17 protein-coding genes and 1 pseudogene are annotated in these 19,014 nt (G+C 65.1%); 7 read left to right on the top strand and 11 right to left on the bottom strand.

Translation table 11 applies throughout. The features are described from left to right. Nucleotides 1-9 precede the first annotated feature (9 nt). Together E4K64_RS02270 and E4K64_RS02265 are read right to left on the bottom strand one after the other, a co-directional pair. Nucleotides 10-1,209, bottom strand: a complete 1,200-nt coding sequence (locus E4K64_RS02270; RefSeq protein WP_135161956.1) for a pyridoxal-phosphate-dependent aminotransferase family protein — start codon at nucleotides 1,207-1,209, stop codon at nucleotides 10-12. A 138-nt stretch (nucleotides 1,210-1,347) separates the two neighbouring features. Then, nucleotides 1,348-2,550 carry a pyridoxal-phosphate-dependent aminotransferase family protein gene (locus E4K64_RS02265; RefSeq protein ID WP_167771758.1) on the bottom strand — a complete coding sequence of 401 codons (1,203 nt, stop codon included), beginning with the start codon at nucleotides 2,548-2,550 and terminating at the stop codon, nucleotides 1,348-1,350. A gap of 130 nt (nucleotides 2,551-2,680) precedes the next feature. Between E4K64_RS02265 and E4K64_RS02260 the strand changes: the two genes are divergently transcribed. From E4K64_RS02260 to E4K64_RS02250, 3 genes are all read left to right on the top strand, one after another. Next, a complete protein-coding gene (locus tag E4K64_RS02260) occupies nucleotides 2,681-3,418 on the top strand; it encodes a GntR family transcriptional regulator (RefSeq protein ID WP_167771757.1) in 738 nt (245 codons plus the stop codon). Between the two features lie 103 nt (nucleotides 3,419-3,521). Then, nucleotides 3,522-6,497, top strand: coding sequence for an FAD-binding and (Fe-S)-binding domain-containing protein (locus tag E4K64_RS02255; protein ID WP_135161953.1), 2,976 nt, complete (start codon nucleotides 3,522-3,524; stop codon nucleotides 6,495-6,497). Then, nucleotides 6,490-6,918, top strand: coding sequence for a GlcG/HbpS family heme-binding protein (locus E4K64_RS02250; protein ID WP_135161952.1), 429 nt, complete (start codon nucleotides 6,490-6,492; stop codon nucleotides 6,916-6,918). Before E4K64_RS02255 ends, E4K64_RS02250 begins: the two co-directional genes overlap by 8 nt. Nucleotides 6,919-7,100: 182 nt before the next feature. On the opposite strand, the gene E4K64_RS02245 is transcribed toward E4K64_RS02250, so the two are convergent. After that, on the bottom strand, nucleotides 7,101-7,883 hold the full coding sequence (locus tag E4K64_RS02245) for an enoyl-CoA hydratase/isomerase family protein (RefSeq protein ID WP_135161951.1): 783 nt from the start codon (nucleotides 7,881-7,883) through the stop codon (nucleotides 7,101-7,103). A gap of 164 nt (nucleotides 7,884-8,047) precedes the next feature. Between E4K64_RS02245 and E4K64_RS02240 the strand changes: the two genes are divergently transcribed. Next, a complete protein-coding gene (locus E4K64_RS02240; RefSeq protein ID WP_209311928.1) occupies nucleotides 8,048-9,442 on the top strand; it encodes a caspase family protein in 1,395 nt (464 codons plus the stop codon). Here E4K64_RS02240 and E4K64_RS02235 read toward each other — a convergent pair. Further along, nucleotides 9,439-11,529: a molybdopterin oxidoreductase family protein gene (locus E4K64_RS02235; RefSeq protein ID WP_135161950.1), complete on the bottom strand. Its 2,091-nt coding sequence runs from the start codon at nucleotides 11,527-11,529 to the stop codon at nucleotides 9,439-9,441. The two genes, E4K64_RS02240 and E4K64_RS02235, sit on opposite strands and share 4 nt — an antisense overlap. Between E4K64_RS02235 and E4K64_RS41745 the strand changes: the two are divergent. Both E4K64_RS41745 and E4K64_RS41030 read left to right on the top strand, forming a co-directional pair. Next, nucleotides 11,429-11,842 (top strand): annotated as a pseudogene (locus E4K64_RS41745) (hypothetical protein); the annotation flags it as partial. The gene E4K64_RS02235 and the pseudogene E4K64_RS41745 sit on opposite strands and share 101 nt — an antisense overlap. Nucleotides 11,843-11,927: 85 nt before the next feature. Further along, nucleotides 11,928-12,170: a hypothetical protein gene (locus E4K64_RS41030; RefSeq protein ID WP_235884481.1), complete on the top strand. Its 243-nt coding sequence runs from the start codon at nucleotides 11,928-11,930 to the stop codon at nucleotides 12,168-12,170. 8 nt (nucleotides 12,171-12,178) lie between these two features. On the opposite strand, the gene E4K64_RS02225 is transcribed toward E4K64_RS41030, so the two are convergent. The 4 genes from E4K64_RS02225 to E4K64_RS02210 form a co-directional block, all read right to left on the bottom strand. Beyond that, entirely contained in the window at nucleotides 12,179-12,985 is an 807-nt protein-coding gene (locus E4K64_RS02225; RefSeq protein ID WP_135161949.1) for an SDR family NAD(P)-dependent oxidoreductase, read from the bottom strand. Nucleotides 12,986-13,008: 23 nt separating this feature from the next. Continuing rightward, the gene (locus E4K64_RS02220) at nucleotides 13,009-14,301 is read right to left on the bottom strand and encodes a TRAP transporter large permease (RefSeq protein WP_135161948.1); all 1,293 of its coding nucleotides are present in this window, start codon (nucleotides 14,299-14,301) and stop codon (nucleotides 13,009-13,011) included. Further along, nucleotides 14,292-14,843, bottom strand: a complete 552-nt coding sequence (locus tag E4K64_RS02215) for a TRAP transporter small permease (protein WP_135161947.1) — start codon at nucleotides 14,841-14,843, stop codon at nucleotides 14,292-14,294. Before E4K64_RS02215 ends, E4K64_RS02220 begins: the two co-directional genes overlap by 10 nt. 64 nt (nucleotides 14,844-14,907) lie before the next feature. Then, nucleotides 14,908-15,879: a TRAP transporter substrate-binding protein gene (locus E4K64_RS02210; RefSeq protein WP_135161946.1), complete on the bottom strand. Its 972-nt coding sequence runs from the start codon at nucleotides 15,877-15,879 to the stop codon at nucleotides 14,908-14,910. A gap of 297 nt (nucleotides 15,880-16,176) precedes the next feature. Here E4K64_RS02210 and E4K64_RS02205 point away from each other — a divergent pair, with 297 nt between their 5' ends. Next, nucleotides 16,177-16,953, top strand: a complete 777-nt coding sequence (locus E4K64_RS02205) for a cyclase family protein (protein ID WP_135161945.1) — start codon at nucleotides 16,177-16,179, stop codon at nucleotides 16,951-16,953. 10 nt (nucleotides 16,954-16,963) lie between these two features. Here E4K64_RS02205 and E4K64_RS02200 read toward each other — a convergent pair whose 3' ends face one another. The 3 genes from E4K64_RS02200 to E4K64_RS02195 form a co-directional block, all read right to left on the bottom strand. Then, complete coding sequence (locus E4K64_RS02200) at nucleotides 16,964-17,692, bottom strand: Crp/Fnr family transcriptional regulator (protein ID WP_135161944.1); 729 nt, start codon at nucleotides 17,690-17,692, stop codon at nucleotides 16,964-16,966. A gap of 282 nt (nucleotides 17,693-17,974) precedes the next feature. Then, nucleotides 17,975-18,100 (bottom strand): hypothetical protein, encoded by a 126-nt coding sequence (locus E4K64_RS41580; RefSeq protein WP_283812305.1) that lies wholly within the window; start codon nucleotides 18,098-18,100, stop codon nucleotides 17,975-17,977. A 92-nt stretch (nucleotides 18,101-18,192) separates the two neighbouring features. After that, nucleotides 18,193-18,888, bottom strand: coding sequence for a helix-turn-helix domain-containing protein (locus E4K64_RS02195; protein ID WP_135161943.1), 696 nt, complete (start codon nucleotides 18,886-18,888; stop codon nucleotides 18,193-18,195). Nucleotides 18,889-19,014: the final 126 nt, after the last annotated feature.

Raw genomic sequence — 19,014 nt, 5'->3', positions numbered from 1 at the left:
TTGTTGTTCTCAGGCCACCTGAGCCTTGGTCATCGGGACCACGTCGCGCCCCTTCAGGACGTCCATGGCCGCCAACACGCCGCCGCTCCGGTGCGGAATTTTTGCGAGATCGAGGCCCATCTCGACGCCGGCGAGCGTGCCCATCAGCATCAGATCGTTGAAATGGCCGATATGACCGATGCGGAACACCTTGCCCTTGACCTTGTTCAGGCCGGTGCCGAGCGACATGTCGAAATTTTCCAGCACCACCTTGCGGAAGGCGTCGGCGTCAAAGCCCTCAGGCACGCGCACGCCGGTCAGCGCCGGCGAGTGCGCGGCCGGGTCGGAGCACTGCGTCTCCAGGCCCCAGACCTTGACCGCGGCACGCGTGGCCGCGCTGTGGCGCTGGTGGCGGGTCCAGACGTTCTCCAGCCCCTCCTCTTCCAGCATCTTGACCGCTTCGCGCAGGCCGTAAAGCAAATTGGTGGCGGGCGTATAGGGGAAGGTGCCGAGCTTGTTGAAGCTGATGACTTCCTGCCAGTCCCAATAGGAGCGCATGCCGGGATTGGCCTTAGCGACCGCGAGCGCTTTTTCCGAAACGGCGTTGAAGCCGAGGCCGGGCGGCAGCATCAGGCCCTTCTGAGAGCCGGCAACCGAGACGTCGATGCCCCAGGCATCGTGCTCATATTCCATCGAGCCGAGGCCGGAAATGGTGTCGACCATCAAGAGGGCCGGATGCTTGACCCGATCGAGCAGCTTGCGCACCTCCAGCGGCGGCGTCACGCAGCCGGTCGAGGTCTCGTTATGGACGACGCAGACGGCCTTGATCGTATGCTGCTTGTCCGCGGACAGGCGCTTCTCGATCTCGGCGAGGTCGGCACCATGGCGCCAGTCGCTCGGGATGAAGTCGACGTCGAGCTTGAACTTGTCGGCGATGCCGCGCCACAGCACGGCGAACTGGCCGGTCTCGCACATCAGCACCTTGTCGCCCGGCGCGAACACATTAACCATCGCCGCTTCCCAGGCGCCGGTGCCGGACGACGGAAAGATGACCACCGGCTGCTTGGTGCGGAACACCCGCTGCATTGCGGCAAGGACGGCAAAACCGAGCTCGGCGAACTCCGGACCGCGGTGATCCAGCGTCGGCATGTCCATCGCCCGCAGCACGCGGTCGGGCACGTTGGTCGGTCCTGGAATCTGTAGGAAATGCCTTCCAGTATGCACGGTCATCGGCGTCCTTCCCGGTTGAGCCTTGGTTTGGTGGGCGCCGAATAGCACCATTTGACCGGCTTGTCCCCTCTCGAAAGGGTTCGTCCGTGCTTGGCGGACGGGCCCGCCCTCGCCTGCCTTTCCTTCCATCGCGGCCCCTTACGTGCCGACGATCTTCAGATGCGGCGAGGCATTGCCCTGCGGGCGCTGCTCCAGGAGCTTCATCGCGACGTCGACGCCGCCGGCGCGGTGCGGCACGCCGGCGACCGAGAGGCCCATTTCGACGCCCGTGAGCGCACCGAGCAGCGTCAGCGCATTGCATTCGCCGAGATGGCCGATGCGGAAGACCTTTCCCGCGACCTTCGACAGGCCCGAGCCGAGCGACATATTGTAATTGTCGAGCACGACTTTCCGGAACTGGTCGGCGTCATGCCCCGGCGGCATCAGCACCGCGGTGAGCACCGGCGAGTACTCGGCCGGCTCCTGGCAAAGGATCTCGAGCCCCCAATGATTGACGGCGGCGCGCGTCGCCGCGGCCAACCGCTGATGGCGCGCGTACACGTTGTCGAGCCCCTCTTCCAGCAGCATCGCGATCGCCTCGCGCAGACCGTAGAGCAGATTGGTCGCGGGCGTGTAGGGAAAGAAGCCTTTTGCATTCGGCTTGAGCATCTCCTCCCAGTCGAAATAGGAGCGCGGCATCCGGTTGGCTTTGGACGCAGCCAGCGCCTTCTCCGAAATCGCGTTGAAGCCGAGGCCGGGCGGCAGCATGAAGCCTTTCTGCGAGCAGCTGACGCTGACGTCGACCTTCCACTCGTCATGACGGTAGTCGACCGAGCCGAGCGAGGAGATGGTGTCGACCATCAGCAGCGCGGGATGCGACGCGCGGTCGATCGCAGCGCGGATCTCGGCGATGCGACTGGTGGCGCCGGTCGAGGTCTCGTTCTGCACGACCATCACGGCCTTGATCGCGTGCGCCGCGTCTTGGGTCAGCTTGGCCTCGATCACGGCCGGATCGGCGCCCCGCCGCCAGTCGCCGGGAACGAAATCGACCTCGATGCCGAAGCGGCCGGCCATCTGCCGCCACATCGTGGCGAAATGGCCGGTCTCGACCATCAGCACCTTGTCACCCGGCGACAGCGTGTTGACGATCGCAGCCTCCCAGGCACCCGTGCCCGAGGAGGGGAAGATCACGACCGGCCCCGTGGTCTTGAAGATCTGCTGGCTGCCTTCGAGCACGGCGCGGCCGAGCTCGCCGAACTCCGCGCTGCGGTGGTCGATGACAGGCATGTCCATGGCGCGCAGGACGCGCTCAGGGACCGGGCTCGGGCCAGGAATCTGAAGGAAATGACGTCCCTGATGCATGAGGCCTCCCTGGCCGCGGTCTTGGCAAAGCCGATAGCCATTTTGCATTCATTTTTTGCCGTTTCAATCGATTTTTGGTATGCGATTGTGGACATCGACGCGATCGAACGGGCAAACTATTGTGCTGCAAATGAAATCCACGATTCCCGACAGCGGGGTTCCGATCACCCTGGCCGCAGGCAATGGCGCTGACCGCCACGAGGCCTCGCTCCACGGCGAGATCCTGCTGCGGCTGCGCGACTACGTGGTGGAAGGCAATATCCCGGAAGGAGCCCGCATTCCCGAGCGGCAGCTCTGCGAGATGCTCGGCATCTCCCGCACGCCCCTGCGCGAAGCCCTGAAGGTGCTTGCCGCCGAGGGCCTGATCGAGCTTTTGCCCAACCGCGGCGCTCGGGTCCGCCAGCTCAGCCAGCGCGACCTCGAAGAGCTGTTCGACGTGATGGCGGGGCTGGAGAGCCTTGCCGGGCGCCTTGCCTGCGAGGCGATCAGCGACGCGGAAATCACCGCGATCGAGCAGCTGCATTACGAGATGTACGGCCATTATCTGCACCGCGACATGCACGGCTATTTTCAGGCCAACCAGCGCATCCACGAGAGCATCGTCGCGGCCGCGCGCAACGAGGCGCTGAAGACGGCCTATGCCAATTTCGCGGGGAGAATCCGCCGCGTCCGTTACTCCGCCAATTTCGCCCGCAAGCGGCAGCGCTGGGCGGAAGCGATGCGCGAGCATGAGGCCATCCTCGATGCGCTGCGCCGGAGAGCCGGCAGCGAGCTCAGCGACATCCTGTTCCAGCACCTGCGCAACAAGCGAACGGCGGCGATCGAGCACCTGACCGAGCCCCAAGAGCCTGCACCGGCCTCGCCCTGAGGGCGGCCAGCCTGCTCATTTTTGAATTCATAATGCGTCGGTCGGGAACAACAATGAATAACTCAGCAGGGCGGGGCCTTACTGGATCAGTCCGGGATCAGGGATGACAAACGCCTCCTCGCTCGAACGACGCCTGCGGTCGGAACTGACCGGCGACGTCCTGTTCGACCCCTTCAGCCGCGGCCGCTACGCCACCGACGCCTCGTTCTATCAGATCGTGCCAGCTGGCGTGGTGGTGCCCAAGACCATGGACGAGGCCCTGCGGGCGCTGGCGATTGCCCGCGACGAGGGGCTGAAGGTCACCCCGCGCGGCGGCGGCACCTCGCAATGCGGCCAGACCGTCAATGACGGGCTCGTGGTCGATCTCTCCAAGCATCTGAATCGGATCCTGTCGCTCGACGTCGAGGGCCAGACCTGCGTGGTCGAGCCCGGCATCGTGCTCGACGACCTCAACCGGCAATTGAAGAAGCACGGGCTATGGTTTCCGGTCGACGTCTCCACCGCCTCGCGCGCCACCATCGGCGGCATGGCCGGCAACAATTCCTGCGGCGGCCGCAGCCTCCGCTACGGCACGATGCGCGACAACACGCTGTCGATGGAGGCGTCCCTCGCCGACGGCACGCTGAGCCGTTTTGGCGAGGTGTCGCGCGATCTCTCCGACGTCGAGACCAGCGACACCGCCCGCGCGCTGTTTCGCGACATGCTCGATCTCGGAATGCGCGAGGCCGGGGAGATCGCGGCGCGCTTTCCCAAAGTGCAGCGCCGCGTCGGCGGCTACAATCTCGATGCACTGGTGCCGCGCAACGCGCCGAACAACATGGCGCATCTCTTGGTCGGCTCGGAAGGCACCCTCGCCTTCACCACCAAGGTCGAGCTGAAGCTGTGGCCGGTCATCCGCAACAAGGCGCTCGGCGTCTGCCATTTCGGCAGCTTCTACGAGGCGATGGACGCGGCCCAGCACCTCGTCAAGCTCAAGCCGATCGCGGTCGAGCTGGTCGACCGCACCATGATTGCGCTCGGCCGCGACATCGCGATGTTCAGGCCGATCATCTCCGCCGCCATCAAGGGCGATCCGGATGCCGTGCTGGTGGTCGAGTTCGCCGAAGAGGACCAGGCAGACAACCTCCTTCGTCTGAAACAGCTCGGCGAGCTGATGGGCGATCTCGGCTTCGGCTGGACCAACGACACGCGCAAATGGGGCGGCGTGGTCGAGATCACCGAGCCCGCGCTACAGAGCGGCATCGCCGATTTCCGCGCCGCCGGCCTCAATGTCATGATGTCGATGAAGCAGGAAGGCAAGCCGGTCTCCTTCGTCGAGGATTGCGCGGTGCCGCTGCCGCACCTTGCCGATTATACAGCGCGGCTGAACGAGGTCTTTGCCAGGCACGGCACCAGCGGCACGATGTATGCGCACGCCTCCGAGGGCTGCCTGCACGTTCGTCCCGTGCTGAATTTGAAGCTGGAAAAGGACGTCAAGGCGATGCGCGCCATCGCCGAGGAGGCATTCGCGCTGGTGCGCGAATACAAGGGCTCGCATTCCGGCGAGCACGGCGACGGCCTGGTGCGCTCGGAATTCCACGAGACCATGTTCGGCGCGCGCCTCGTCGCCGACTTCAGGGAGGTGAAGCAGCGCTTCGACCCCGACGGCGTCCTCAATCCCGGCAAGATCGTCGATGCGCCCAGGATGGACGATCGCTCGCTGTTTCGCTTCAAGCCCGATTATCGTGTTGGCGAGTTGAAGACAAAACTCGACTGGTCTGCCTATCCCGGCGCCGGCGGCGGTTTCCAGGGCGCGGTCGAGATGTGCAACAACAACGGCGCCTGCCGCAAGCTCGAGGGCGGCGTGATGTGCCCGTCCTATCGCGCCACGCGCAACGAGAAGGACGTCACCCGCGGGCGCGCCAACACGCTGCGGCTCGCGATCTCCGGCCAGCTCGGCCCCGATGCGCTATCATCCGACGAAATGATGGAGACGCTCAAACTCTGCGTCTCCTGCAAGGCCTGCCGCCACGAATGCCCGACCGGTGTCGACATGGCCAAGATGAAGATCGAGGTGCTGGCGGCACGAGCAGCGAGCCATGGCCTGACGCTGCGCGACCGCCTGGTCGGCTATTTGCCGCGCTATGCCGGCCTCGCCTCGCACTTCGCGCCGCTGGCGAATTTGCGCAATCGCAGCCCATGGCTGCGACGATTGTTCGAGCGCTTTGCCGGCATCAGCGCGCGCCGGGCGCTGCCCGCCTTCCGCAGCGACGTGTTCGCGCCGCCGGCCGAAAGCGTTGGCCCGGAAGCCGGCCGCGAGGTCGTGCTGTTCGCCGACACCTTCAATCGCATCTATGAGCGGGAAAACCTCGAGGCCGCGCTGCGCGTGCTCGTGGCCGGCGGTTATCGCGTGCATCTGCCGAAGCCAACGGCCGGCACCCGTCCGCTGTGCTGCGGCCGCACCTTTCTCTCTGCAGGACTCGTCGATCAAGCGAGGACCGAGCTCGACCGGCTCGTGGCCGCCTTCGCGCCCTTCGCCGCGCGCGGCGTGCCGATCGTCGGCCTCGAGCCGAGCTGCCTGCTGACGCTGCGTGATGAGCTCGCTTCACTGCGCAAGGACAAGGATGCCAAGGCGGTCGGCGCCCATGCGTTGACCTTTGAGGAATTTCTGGTGCGCGAGGCCGAAGCCGGCCGGCTGCAACTGCCGCTCGGCAGCGTCGCCGACAAGGCCGTGGTGCACGGCCATTGCCACCAGAAATCCTTTGGCGCCTTCAAGCCGGTCGAGCAGGTGCTCCGGCTCGTGCCGGGCCTCAAGGTCGAGACCATCGAGTCGAGCTGCTGCGGCATGGCCGGTGCCTTCGGTTATGGCGCCGACACCTATGATGCCTCGATCGAGATGGCCGAGCTGTCGCTGCTGCCCGCCGTGCGGCGCGCAGGTGAGACGACGCTCGTCGTTGCCGACGGCACATCTTGCCGCCACCAGATTCACGACGGCACGGGGCGCGAGGCGCTCCACGTCGCACGCGTGCTGGCGCTGAGCCTCGAGCGCGCCGAGCCCAATTCCACTTCCACCACTGCAAAGGAACCCAGCCATGGCTGACCTCACACTCGACACCGCCCGCAAGATCCTCGACGCCGCCCTCGCGAAGGCCGGCGAACTCAAGCTGAAGCCGCTGGTCGTGACCATCCTCGACGTCCGCGGCGTGCTCAAGCTCGCAGCCGCGCAGGACGGCACCAGCCTGATGCGCGCCGAGATCGCCCACGGCAAGGCCTATGGCGCGCTCGCGATGGGCATGGGTTCGCGCGCGCTGTTCCAACGCGCCCAGGAGCAGGCCTATTTCATCGACGCCGTGAACACGATTGCCAAGGGCGCGCTGGTGCCGGTACCCGGCGGCGTGCTGATCATGGACGGCACGACCCTGCTCGGCGCCGTCGGCGTCTCCGGCGACACCTCCGACAATGACGAGGCCTGCGCGGTGGCGGGTATCCAGGCCGCGGGGCTGAAGGCAAATGCGGGGTAGTCGTCCCAGAGCGCATCACATTGAACCATCACCGTCACCCTGAGGTGGCCGCTTCTTCAGGGCCCTCGAAGGGCGACGGCCCGGCTGCATCTCGGCCGCGCATCCTTCGAGGCTCCCGATGCGATGCTAGACGCACCGCGCCACTCGCACCTCAGGATGACGGATCAACCAGCAGCCTTCTCTCACCGCCCCGTCCAGACCGGCTTCCTCTTCTCGCTGAACGCCTTCAGGCCTTCCTTGGCGTCCTCGGTCATTGCGAGCAGCGCGATCTGGCTTTCGGTGTAGGCGATGCTCTCGTCGAACGACATCGCGGCGATGGCCCGCATGGCGTACTTGCCGCGGCGGATCGCGGTCGGGGACTTGTCGACGATGCGGCCGATCAGCCAGTCGACCTTGGCGTCGAGCTCGGCCGCGGGCACCACGTAGTTGAGCAGGCCCGCGGCCTGTGCGGCCTTGGCGTCGAACGGCTCGCCCGTGAGCGCCCATTCGTTGACGAGGCGCGGCGGCGCGATGCGCTGAAGCAGGCTCAGCACCTGCATCGGGAACACGCCGACCTTCACCTCCGGCAAGCCGAACACGACGTGGTCGGCCGCGACCGCCATGTCGGTCATGCAGAGCAGGCCCATGCCGCCGGCCATGCAGACGCCGCCGACCCGCGCAATCGCCGGTTTGGTGGCGTTCTGTGACAAACGTAACAGATCGGCATAGTCGACATTTGGTTTGGAATGGTCCATCGCGAAAGCGGCGCCGGAATTCTGCAAATCGGCGCCCGCGCAGAACGCCTTGTCGCCCGCGCCCGTCAGCACGATGACGCGGACGTCCTCGTCGTCATGCGCGTCGCGATAGCCCTTGGTGATGCCGGCGATGACGTCGCCGTTCAATGCGTTGCGCTTTTCCGGCCGGTTGATGGTGATCCAGAACGCCTGCCCGCGCTTCTCGGTGATGATTGCTGTGGTGTCGGTCATGGTAGGCTCGCTTCCCTGGCTCCGTTTTGCAGCCATTTGCGGCAGGACGGGCGGCGCGCGCAAGGGCAATCTGCCACCCCGTCACCATAGCGTGTGGGCGCAACTTCACTTGCCGATTGTATTGTGAGTGACGGCCGCTATCCTGTCCGGAGATTTTGATCACCATGAGCCATTTCATGCGCGCCGCGATGATGGTGTTGCTAACAGCCCTGCTGGTGCTGAGCAGCGGGCCTGCAAGCCGCGCGGCCGACGTCGCGAAGATCGCGCTGGTGATCGGCAATTCCAGATATCCGGACAACGAGTTCGTGCTGAGCGACGTCGCCAACGACGCACAGGACGTCGCTGAAGAGTTGAAGCGCGACGGTTTCGTCGTCGACCGGCAGAGCAATCTCACGGCCGACGCCATGCGGCAGGCGCTTGATCGCTTCTATGCCCGCATCGAACGCGGCGCAGTGGCGCTGATCTTCTTCGACGGCTTTGCCATTCAATCCAACCGGCAGACCTATTTGCTTCCGGTCGACGCGCAGATCTGGACCGAGCCCGATGTGGCGCGCGACGGCTTCAGTCTCGACAGCATCCTCGCCGAAATGAACACGCGCGGTGCCGCGATCAAGGTCGCGCTGATCGACGCCTCGCGGCGTAACCCGTTCGAGCGGCGCTTCCGCCGCTATTCGGCGGGCCTTGCGCCGGCGATCGCGCCGAGCAATTCGCTGGTGCTCTACTCCGCGGCGCTCGGCGCGGTCACGGCCAGCGGCAAGACCGATCACGGCCTGTTCGTCGCCGAGCTGCTCCGCGAGATGCGTGCGCCGAACATCAGCGCCGAGCAGGCCCTGACCAACACCAAGAACGGCGTGATCGCCGCCACCAAGCGGGAACAGGTGCCGTGGCTGTCGTCCTCGCTGACCACGGAATTCTCGTTCGCAGGCCCGGTGACCCGGCCGCCCGACAGCAAGGGCGACCCGACGCCGACGAAGCCCGAGCCTCAGAAACCGGAGCCGCAGAGGCCGGTCTGCGAGGCGCCGCAGGCAGAGCCTCCCCCGAGCACCGACGATCTCGCCAGGGATCCGCTCATCGCCGACCTCAGCCGCAAGATCGCGGCGAACGCCAATGACGTCGTCTCGCGCTACAAGCGCGGCCAGGTCTATGCGATCAAGCGCGCTTATGCGCTCGCCAGGCAGGATTTCGACCTCGTGATCAGCAGGAATTCGAGGGATGGCGAGGCGTTCAACAACCGCTGCTGGGTGCGCGCTGCGACCGGCGACCTGCAGGGCGCGCTGGCCGACTGCAATCTGGCGCTCCAGATCGATCCCGGCTTGAGCGATGCGCTCGACAGCCGCGGGCTCGTCAACCTCAAGCTCGGCCGCAACGCGGAAGCGATCAAGGACTACACCGACGCGATCCAGCGCAATCCGCGCTCGTCATCGTCGCTGTTCGGCCGCGGCATCGCCACCCGCAAGAGCGGCGGCGACGGGGCCACCGATATCGCGCAGGCGAAATCCATGAATCCCGATATCGCGAAGGAGTTTGCCGGCTACGGCGTCACGGAGTGTGGCCCCTAAGCCGTCGCGGCCTTCCTGATCCAGACCTTGTTGTCATGGAATGCGGCCCCACCGATCGGCGCGACGGTTTCGGCGCCCGTCAGCATGTTGATGCCACGGCCGCCGATATGGTTCTTGTTGGGGTGAACGGATTCCGCAATCAGAACGCCGCGCCGCACGCCGTCGAACAGGGTTGCGATCAGCGTGGTCTCGCCGCGCGTATTGCCGAGCGTCACCGCGTCGCCGTCCGCGATGTCGAGCGCGGCGGCATCCAGCGGATGGATCATCACGCTCGCCTTGCCCTCGCGCGCCTGCGAGGACGGCGTCTCGTTGAAGGTGGTGTTGAGGAAGCTGCGCGAGGGGCTGGTCGCGAGCCGGAACGGATGGGCCTGATCGGTTTGCTCGATCACGGCCCAATGATCCGGCAAGGACGGCATCTTGTCGACATCGCCCATGGTCACGCCGAAGGGCGGGTGCGCCCAATCGGCCCTGAAGTGGAATTTGCCGTCGGCGTGGGCGAAGCCGTCGAGATAGTGGGACGTGCGGAAATCCGGTTGCAGGTCGCGCCAGAGATCGGCCTCGAGGCTGCCGATGTCGCCGTGGCCGCTCAGCTTCAGCGTCGCGTCGATCAACTCGCGCGGCGCCATCTCGAAACCCTGATGCCTGGCGCCGAGCCGCGGCGCCAGCGCCTGCAGGACCTCGTGGTTGGAGCGGCATTCGCCGGGCGGGTCGATCAGCTTCGGCCCGACCGAGATGTGCTGGTGGCCGCCGCCGTAATAGAGGTCGTCGTGCTCCATGAACATGGTCGCGGGCAGCACGATGTCGGCCATCTGCGCCGTCTCGGTCATGAACTGCTCGTGCACCGCGACGAACAGATCCTCGCGCGCAAAGCCCTGCCGCACCAGCGCCTGCTCCGGCGCCACCGTCATCGGGTTGGTGTTCTGGATCAGCATTGCCTTGACCGGGCCCTTGCCTTGCAGGGCTTCGGCATCGCCGGTGAGGATGCGGCCGATCTGCGACTGGTCGAGCGCGCGCGTAGACTTGTCGATCGCGTCGTGCCCTTCGATGATGGATTCGTTGAAATGCCACAGCGCGTAATTGTTGAAGAAGGCGCCGCCGCCTTCGTATTGCCAGGCGCCGGTCACCGCGGGAATGCAATTTGCCGCGTGCATCTGCGTGGCACCGTTGCGGCTGCGTGTAAAGCCGTAGCCGAAGCGGAAGAAGGTGCGCTTGGTCTCGCCGACGGCCTTGGCAAAGGCCTCGATCTCCGCCACCGGCACGCCGCAAATGGCGGACGCCCATTCCGGCGTGCGCGTCTTCAGATGCGCCTCGAGCTCGGCAGGGCAGTCGGTGTATTTGTCCATATAGGCGCGGTCGGCATAGCCGTCGCGGAAAAGGACATGCATGACGCCGCAGGCAAAGGCGCCGTCGGTACCGGGCCGCAGGATGATCTTGATGTCGGCCTGCTTCATGGTCTCGTTGTCGTAGATGTCGACCGCGGCGATCTTCGCGCCGCGCTCCTTGCGCGCACGGGCGGCGTGCGTCATCACGTTGACCTGGGTGTTGACGGGATTGGTGCCCCAGATCACAACGAGATCGGACAGCGCCATCTCGCGCGGATCGACGCCGGCGATCTTGCCGGTGCCGATGGCAAAGCCGATGCGGGCGACGTTGGCGCAGATGGTCTGATAGAAGCGCGAATATTTCTTTACGTGCGTGAGGCGGTTGAGGCCGTCGCGCATCACCAGTCCCATCGTGCCGGCGTAGTAATAGGGCCAGATCGATTCCGCGCCGAACTCGCGCTCGGCCGCGTTGAAACGGTGCCCGATCTCGTCCAGCGCCTCGTCCCAGGAAATCCGCGCGAACTGCCCGGAGCCCTTCGGTCCAGTGCGGCGGAGCGGGTACATCAGCCGCTCAGGATGATGGATGCGCTCGGCGTAGCGGGCGACCTTGGCGCAGACGACGCCGGCCGTGTAGGTCTGCTTTTTCGAACCGCGGACACGACCGATGCTGCGGCCCTCGACCACCTCGACATCAAGGGCGCAGGCGGAGGGGCAATCATGCGGACAGGTCGAATGGCGGATTTCGATCTTGGCGTGCTGGTTCATGTCCCAGTTCGTAACACCAAAATACCAGCCAGCCGAGGGCATTTATCCGGCAGCGCCCATGCGATTTGCTCAAACCGTGCGCGCCGGCGGTTCCTGCTGCAACAGCGAAATGCAGCATGCTCTCGCGAACCTTGCCGGGGAAAAGCTCATCGTCCCCTCCTCGATCACGGATGTCGGCCGGGTCGAGACCGCGCTGGCGGCCCGCAGCCATGATCCCAAGGCGACGGTGACGACCGAGGCCGATCTGCGCGAAGTGCTGCGTGGCGCCGACGCGATTTACGTCCCGGACACCAAGGCCTCGACCGCGGGGCAGCACGTCGCAAGAGTGCTGGACCAGCTCGGCATCGCCCATGAGGTCGCCTCGCGCCTCAAGGATCCTTCCGAACGGCGCGACCGCAATGCGCGAGCTTGCGAATTCGACCGCGACGCGGCCGATCGGCTGCACCCAGGCGACCGAGATCATCGCGACCGACGGCATCACGCTATCGGGATCGCTGCCGCCGGGCTGCGAACTCGTGACGATGTACACGGTCGGCGTGACCGTGCGCGCCGCACATCCGAAGCAGGCCGCCGCGCTGATCGCACTGCTGACCGGCGCAGATCGAAAGGATCTGCGCCAGCGCATCGGCTTCGTTGGATAGACAACCGCCTATTTGTGCAGCTGGGTGAGACCGGTCGGCGGACCGTCGACGGCGGTCCAGCCGCCATCGACGAACAGCGTGCTGCCGCTGACATAGCTTGCGGCGTCCGAAGCGAGATAGGCGACCGCGGTCGCGACCTCGTCGGCACTGCTCCAGCGGTTGAACACGGTGTGGCCGGCGTAGAGATTGTAGATGTCGGGCCGCTGCTTGAACGGACCGGTGAGCGCCGTCTCGGCGATGCTGGGCGCGATGGCGTTGACGCGCACGCCGGCATGGCCGACCTCGGAAGCGAAGCCCTTCACCAACAGGCCGATCGCCGCCTTGGTCGAGCCGTAGACGCCGAGCCCCGGCTCGATGGTCACCGCGCGCACCGAGGAGCAGGCGATGATGCTGCCGCCCTTCTGCGCGACCATGATGCGCCCGAAAGCCTGGAAGAAAAAGACCGTGCCCTTGACGTTGAGGCTCAGAACGCGATCGAGATCCTCCTCGGTATAGTCGAGGATGGTCTTGCGGATGTTGAGCCCCGGCGTCGTCACGGCGATGTCGAGTCGCGGGAATTTCTGCATCACGACCTTGGCGAGCGCATTGACGTCCGCAGCGCTCGCGGCGTCGCAAGCAGCTGCTTCCGCCCAGCCACCCTTGTCGCGAATGCCGCCGGCGGTCGCCTCCGCTCCGTCAAGCGCGCGATCGGCACAGACAACGCGGGCCCCCAGCCCGGCCAGCGCCTCGGCCGACGATTTGCCGATACCCGAGGCGGCGCCGAGCACCACGGCCGTCTTGCCGGTGAGGTCGAAGAGCTTGCGATAGTCCGTCACTGATAGCTTCTCCTGTGCTGCTGCTATCCCTTGTAGCCCATCAAGAGGCGCGGCAGCCACAGCGAGAACGCGGGGACGTAGGTCACGAACATCAGAGCTGCGATCAGCGCAGCGTAGAATGGCAGGATGGTGCGCATCACCGCGCCCACCGAGATGCCACCGATGGCGCATCCCACGAACTGCGTCGTTCCGACCGGCGGGGTGTTCAGCCCAAGGGCGCAGTTGATCAACATCAACATGCCGAACTGCACCGGATCCATGCCCGCCTTCATCGCGATCGGCAGGAAGATCGGGGTGCAGATCAGGATGGTCGCCGCCATGTCCATGAACGTGCCGAGCACGAACAGGATGACGTTGATGAGCAGGAAGACGACCCAAGGCTGCGTCGAAACCTTGCCCATCATTTCGCCGGCGAGGTCGGCCACCTCGTAAAGCCCCATCAGATACTGGAACATGGTGGAGACGCCGATCAAGAGCAGCACCACGCCCGTCGTCTTCACCGCCTTGGCGGCCGCGCGCAGGAAGTTCTGCAGGGTCATGGTGCGGTAGATCAGGAACGTCAGCAGGATCGTGTAGGTCACCGCAACGGCTGCGGATTCCGTCGCCGTGAAAACGCCGGACAGGATGCCCGCCAGGATGATGCCGACGATCAGAAGGCCCGGCAGCGCGGCTGCCAACGAGCGGAACACCTCGGCCCAACCCGGGAACTTGCCGGCCGGATAGCCGCGCTTCACCGCGACGGCGTAAGCAGCGACCAGCATGCACACCATCAGCACGATCGCCGGCAGCAGGCCGGCGGCGATCAGCGCGCCGATCGAGACCTTGCCGCCGGCGGCGAGCGCATAGATGATCATGTTGTGACTGGTCGGCATCAGGGCCCCGACCAGCGAAGCGTGGGTGGTGACGTTGACGGCGTAGTCGGTGTCGAACCCTTCCTTCTTCATCATCGGAATCATCACCGCACCCATCGCCGACACGTCGGCCACGGGCGAGCCGGAGACGCCGCCGAACAGCGTGCAGGCGACCACGTTCGACATGCCGAGGCCGCCGCGGATGTGTCCGACGAGATTCTTGGCGAGCTGGACGATCTTGTCGGCGACGCCGCCATGCAGCATCAGCTCACCGCTGAAGACGAAGAAGGGAATCGCGAGGAAGGAGAAGATGTTCATCCCCGACATCATCTGCTGGAAGATGACGGCAACCGGCAGGCCTTCGTAGAGGATGGTGCAGATCGCGGAGAGGCCAATCGCGAAGGCAACCGGGACGCCGAGGATCAGGAATCCGAAGAAGGTGGCGCCGAGGATGATCAGTTCCATGACGGGACGACCTCTTCGCCGCGCAGAAGAGCCATGATGTGCTCGATGGAAAAGGAGACGATCAGGAGGCCGGAGGCGATCAGCGGCACGTAGCGGATCACCTCGGGAAGGCCGAGATTGGGAATCTTCACGGTGCCGACAGACGAACCGAGGATCCAGCCGTTATAGGCCATGGCAATGCCGAACACGGCGACCAGCACGTGGATCACGATCTCGATCTTCTCTCGCGCGTGGTCGGGAAGCATCACCAGCAGACTGTCCATGCCGATATGTCCGGCATCGCGCACGCCGACGGCGGCGCCGATCAGCGTCACATACAGGATCAGCACCAGTGCGAGGTTCTCGGTCCAGGTCGGGCTGGAATTGAGCACGTAACGTCCGAATACCTGGTAGAAGACGATGGCGACGATGACGAGCAATCCGGTCACGGACAGATACATGCCCACGCGCGCGACAGGTGCGTTGATCCGCGACAGCAAGCCAGTGGACGGGCGTGCGGCGACCGCGTCATGCTCGTGATCTGCAACGTGTGGGTCTGTCATCCCGTGTCTCCTTGCGAGAGCCCGGGTCGCCTCGCGGCGACGCCGGGCCCGCGCCGCTGGCCTTCTACTTCGTGCCCTGGATACGCTTGACGATGCCCTGCAGCTTCTCGTCGCCGGCGAACTTCTGATAGACCGGCTTCATCGCATCGACGAATTCCGCCTTATTGGCGATCGTGACGACCTGAACGCCGGCCGCCTCGACGGTCTTGCGCGACGCCTGCTCACGCTCGTCCCACAGCTTGCGCATTACCGGCACCGATTCCTTGGCCGCCTTGCGGATCATCGCCTGATCCTCCTTGCCCAGCGTGTCCCAGACCTTTTTCGACATCACGAGAACTTCGGGCGCGAGGGAGTGCTCGGTGATGTTGTAGAACTTGGCCGCCTCGAAATGGCGCGAGGACTCGTAGGACGGCCAGTTGTTCTCGGCCGCATCCACCAGGCCGGTCTTCAGCGCGGTGTAGACCTCGCCATACGGCATCGGCGTCGGGTTGGCGCCGAGGCTCTGGATCATGCCGACCCAGAGATCGGATTGCTGGACGCGGATCTTCAGGCCCTTGAGGTCGGCGAGCGACTTGACGGGTGCCTTGACGGTGTAGATGGACCGGGCACCGCTGTCGTAATAGGCGAGACCGACCAGGCCCGCAGGCTCCATGGCGGCCAGGATCTCGTCGCCGATCGGCCCATCGAGCACGGCGCGCATGTGCTGCGTGTCGCGGAATACGAAGGGCAGGCACAGGGCGATGGTCTCGGGCACGAAGTTGTTGAGCGGCGATGCGTTGATCCGCATCATGTCGAGTGCGCCGATCTTGAGCTGCTCGATGGTGTCCTTCTCGGAGCCCAGGGCTCCATTTGGAAACACCTTCACGCCGAGCTTGCCGCCGCTCGCGGTCGCGAGCTGCTTGCCCATGAACTTGACGGCCTCGACGGTCGGATAGTCGGCGGGGTGGACGTCGGCCGAACGGAAATCGCGCGCGGTCGCCAGCGGCGCTGAGACCGCCAGTGCAACGGCTGTGATGATACCGGTGAGTGTCTTCATCTGGGCTTTCCTCCTGGGTTGATTATGTCGTTGTCGGCGGATGCTGCGGGCCGGCCTTGGGTCGCTCCACCTCAGACATGAAGTCAAGCGCCAATGTCGTGCCTAGGGCGCGCGGCATTCTCTGTCCAAGCCAAATCCGGCATCGATCGATGCAACAGTTGCATCAATCGATTTCTGGCGCAATTCGCATTACGGCGGGTCGGGTGGGCCGGCTGACGTCGCCGGCACGTGACTTGACGCCAGCAATCGGGGCCCCTCAAGATGGCCGACGCAGCGGACCATCTCGAAGGAATGCCCATGCCGCGGAAGCTGATCGATATCTCGGTGCCGCTCAGAAACGACGTGACGGCCGATCCGCCGGGCAACCATCCGACCATCCAGTATATCGATCACCAGCAGGGCCTGCCGCGGATGCTGCAATTCTTCGACGGCCTCAAGGCCGAGGATCTGCCCGACGGACAGGGCTGGGCCGTCGAGCAGGTCTCGCTGTCGACCCACAACGGCACGCATCTCGACGCGCCCTGGCACTTCCATCCGACCATGAACCGCGGCGAGCGGTCATGGACGATCGACGAGGTCCCGCTGGAATGGTGCTTTCAGCCGGGCGTCAAGCTCGACTTCCGGCATCTGCCCGACGGCTGCGTGGCGAGCGCCGACGACGTCGAGAAGGAGCTGAAGCGGATCGGGCACAAACTGTCGCCGCTGGAGATCGTGGTGGTCAACACCAGCGCCGGCGCAAAGTTCGGCAAGGCCGAATACGTCAATTCCGGCTGCGGCATGGGCTATGAAGCCACCATGTACCTGCTCGAACGCGGCGTGCGGCTGACCGGCACCGACGGCTGGAGCTGGGACGCGCCGTTCGTCTACACCGCGAAGAGATATGCCGAGACGCACGACGCCGGCCTGATCTGGGAGGGCCACAAGGCGGGACGGCATATCGGCTATTGCCATCTCGAGAAGCTGCACAACCTCGACCAATTGCCCTCGACCGGGTTCACGGTCTCATGCTTTCCGGTCAAGATCGAACGCGCCTCGGCGGGGTGGACCCGCGCGGTCGCCATCATCGACACTTAGGCAGACGCCGTCACTCGCCGCCGAGGCCGCTCTCGGCGAGTTCGCGCAGCGCATCCGTATCCAGCACGACGATGGCGCCGTGCTCGAGGCGAACCCAGTTGCGGCCGGCCCAGGCGCGCAATTGCTTGTTGATGCTCTCGCGCGTCATGCCCACCATCTCGCTGATCTCCTGCTGCGTGATGGCGAGCGTGCCGCTGCCGGAGTCGAACTTGCGCTCCTCGGTGAGACCGAGCAACGCGCTCGCGAGCCGCCCCGGCAGATTCTGCAGGATCACCTGCTCGACCTGCTGGCTGGTCCAGCGCAGACGGGCGCAGAGCAGCTCGATGAACTTCATCGCCAGCGCCGGCTGGCTCTTCACGAACGGCAGGAAGTCCCGGCGGTCGATGACGTAGAGCTCGCAATTGGTGTTGGCGGTCGCATCGGCCGATCTCGGGGCGCCGTCGAGCACCGCGATCTCGCCGAAGATTTCCCCGGGACCGATCAGATTGAGAATGGCGTTACGGCCGTCCGGCGAGGAGGAGGAAATCTTCACCGTCCCCGAGATCACCGCGAACAGGTTGTTGCCGGGATCGCCCTTTGCGGCGATCGTCGCGCCGCGCTTCACGGTGGTGTGCTTGGCGTAGCGACAAAGCTGATCGAGCGCTTCCGGCTCCAGATCCGCGAAGATCGGGTGCTTGCGCAGGACCGATAGCTTGTTGCCCGCCGAGTGTCGGGGGTCGCCGGTCTTGTCCTGAGGCACGCCGCGGGGCTCCTAAGACTGCGAGGCAGTGAGGTTCCTGCGTAGTCAACGTTATCAGGGTTTTCAACCGGAAAGCACGCGCGCGGTTTGAGGCAAATGCCGCGAAAAAGCCGCGGGCGGGCCGAAAGCCCGCACCCGAAGGATGCACCTGGACGTTCCAATCGATGCAGAGTTGCAGGCGGAGCGAGCCGCGATTGCGTTGAGGCGCTGGCGAACAGCCGGGCCGGCCGGACGAGCCGTCGGCCTGTTGGCAGGTCTTAGCGGACTACGATCTCGGGAGCTTCAGCGCCTGGAATCCGGGTCGAGCCGGACGGAGCTGGTTTGCCGATCGGCCCAGGCCAGGACAGCGGCAAACACGACGAAAATTGCGACGACGACAACGGTCACCAGCAACGCGTCAGCGGGCATTATTCCCTCCCCAAAGTTTGCGGCATTATTTTGCTGCAGTCGGCCGGCGTCATTGATCGAGATCAAAAACGTCAGGGCGTTGCGGCGGAATGTCAGGCCGCGGCCATCGCCTCGGCGCGCGCGGGATCGAGCAGGCTGATACCGCCGTGAATGATCTCGATCACGCCATGACGCTCCAGCTTGGTGAAGGTGCGACTGACGGTTTCGATGGTCAGGCCGAGATAGTCGGCGATGTCCTGACGGCTCATCGGAAGCGGAACCGTGTCGGACAGGCCCTTGCGCGCGACCAGCCGTTCACGCCAGCCGAGCAGGAAGGTCGCCACCTTCTCGTCGGCCGAACGGCGGCCGAGCAGCACCATATGATCGCGCGCCTGGCTCAACTCGCGAATGGCCAGCTCGTTGATCCGCTTGAGCAGAAGCGGCCGGTCTTCGATGAAACGGTTGAACGGGGCTTTGGCGAACTGGCACACGGTCACGACACCGATCGCGTCGGCCGAAAAATTGTGCCGGCCGGAAATGTTCATCCCCAGGAAATCGCCGGGCAACGCGAAACCGACGATCTGCCGCCGGCCGTCCGGCAGCAGCTTGTACAGCCGCATGACGCCTTCGAGGACGTTGTAGAACGAGGTCGTGATGTCCTCTTCGGAGAAAACGGTCTCGCCCGAGTCGAAATGAACGCGGCGCCCGAGATGCTCGAACTCCCTGAGCTCGGTCGCATTCAGCGACGAACAAACCGCCGCACCGCGTACGACACAATCGTTGCAAAAATGTCCGTTCGGCTCAATCATGACCACAAGGCTTCATCCACCGCTCCCCGCGCCGGCTGCGCCCAGCCCCAGGCCGAGTCCACCGCGCGGCTGGATTTTACTGCACTGCGCCAAAGCCAATTGACTCAGATCAAATTTGGGTGGCAT

The organism is Bradyrhizobium frederickii (assembly GCF_004570865.1).
GTDB lineage: Bacteria > Pseudomonadota > Alphaproteobacteria > Rhizobiales > Xanthobacteraceae > Bradyrhizobium > Bradyrhizobium frederickii.
Note: the sequence above shows the minus strand (reverse complement) of the source record. Positions and strands in the feature narration are given on the sequence as shown.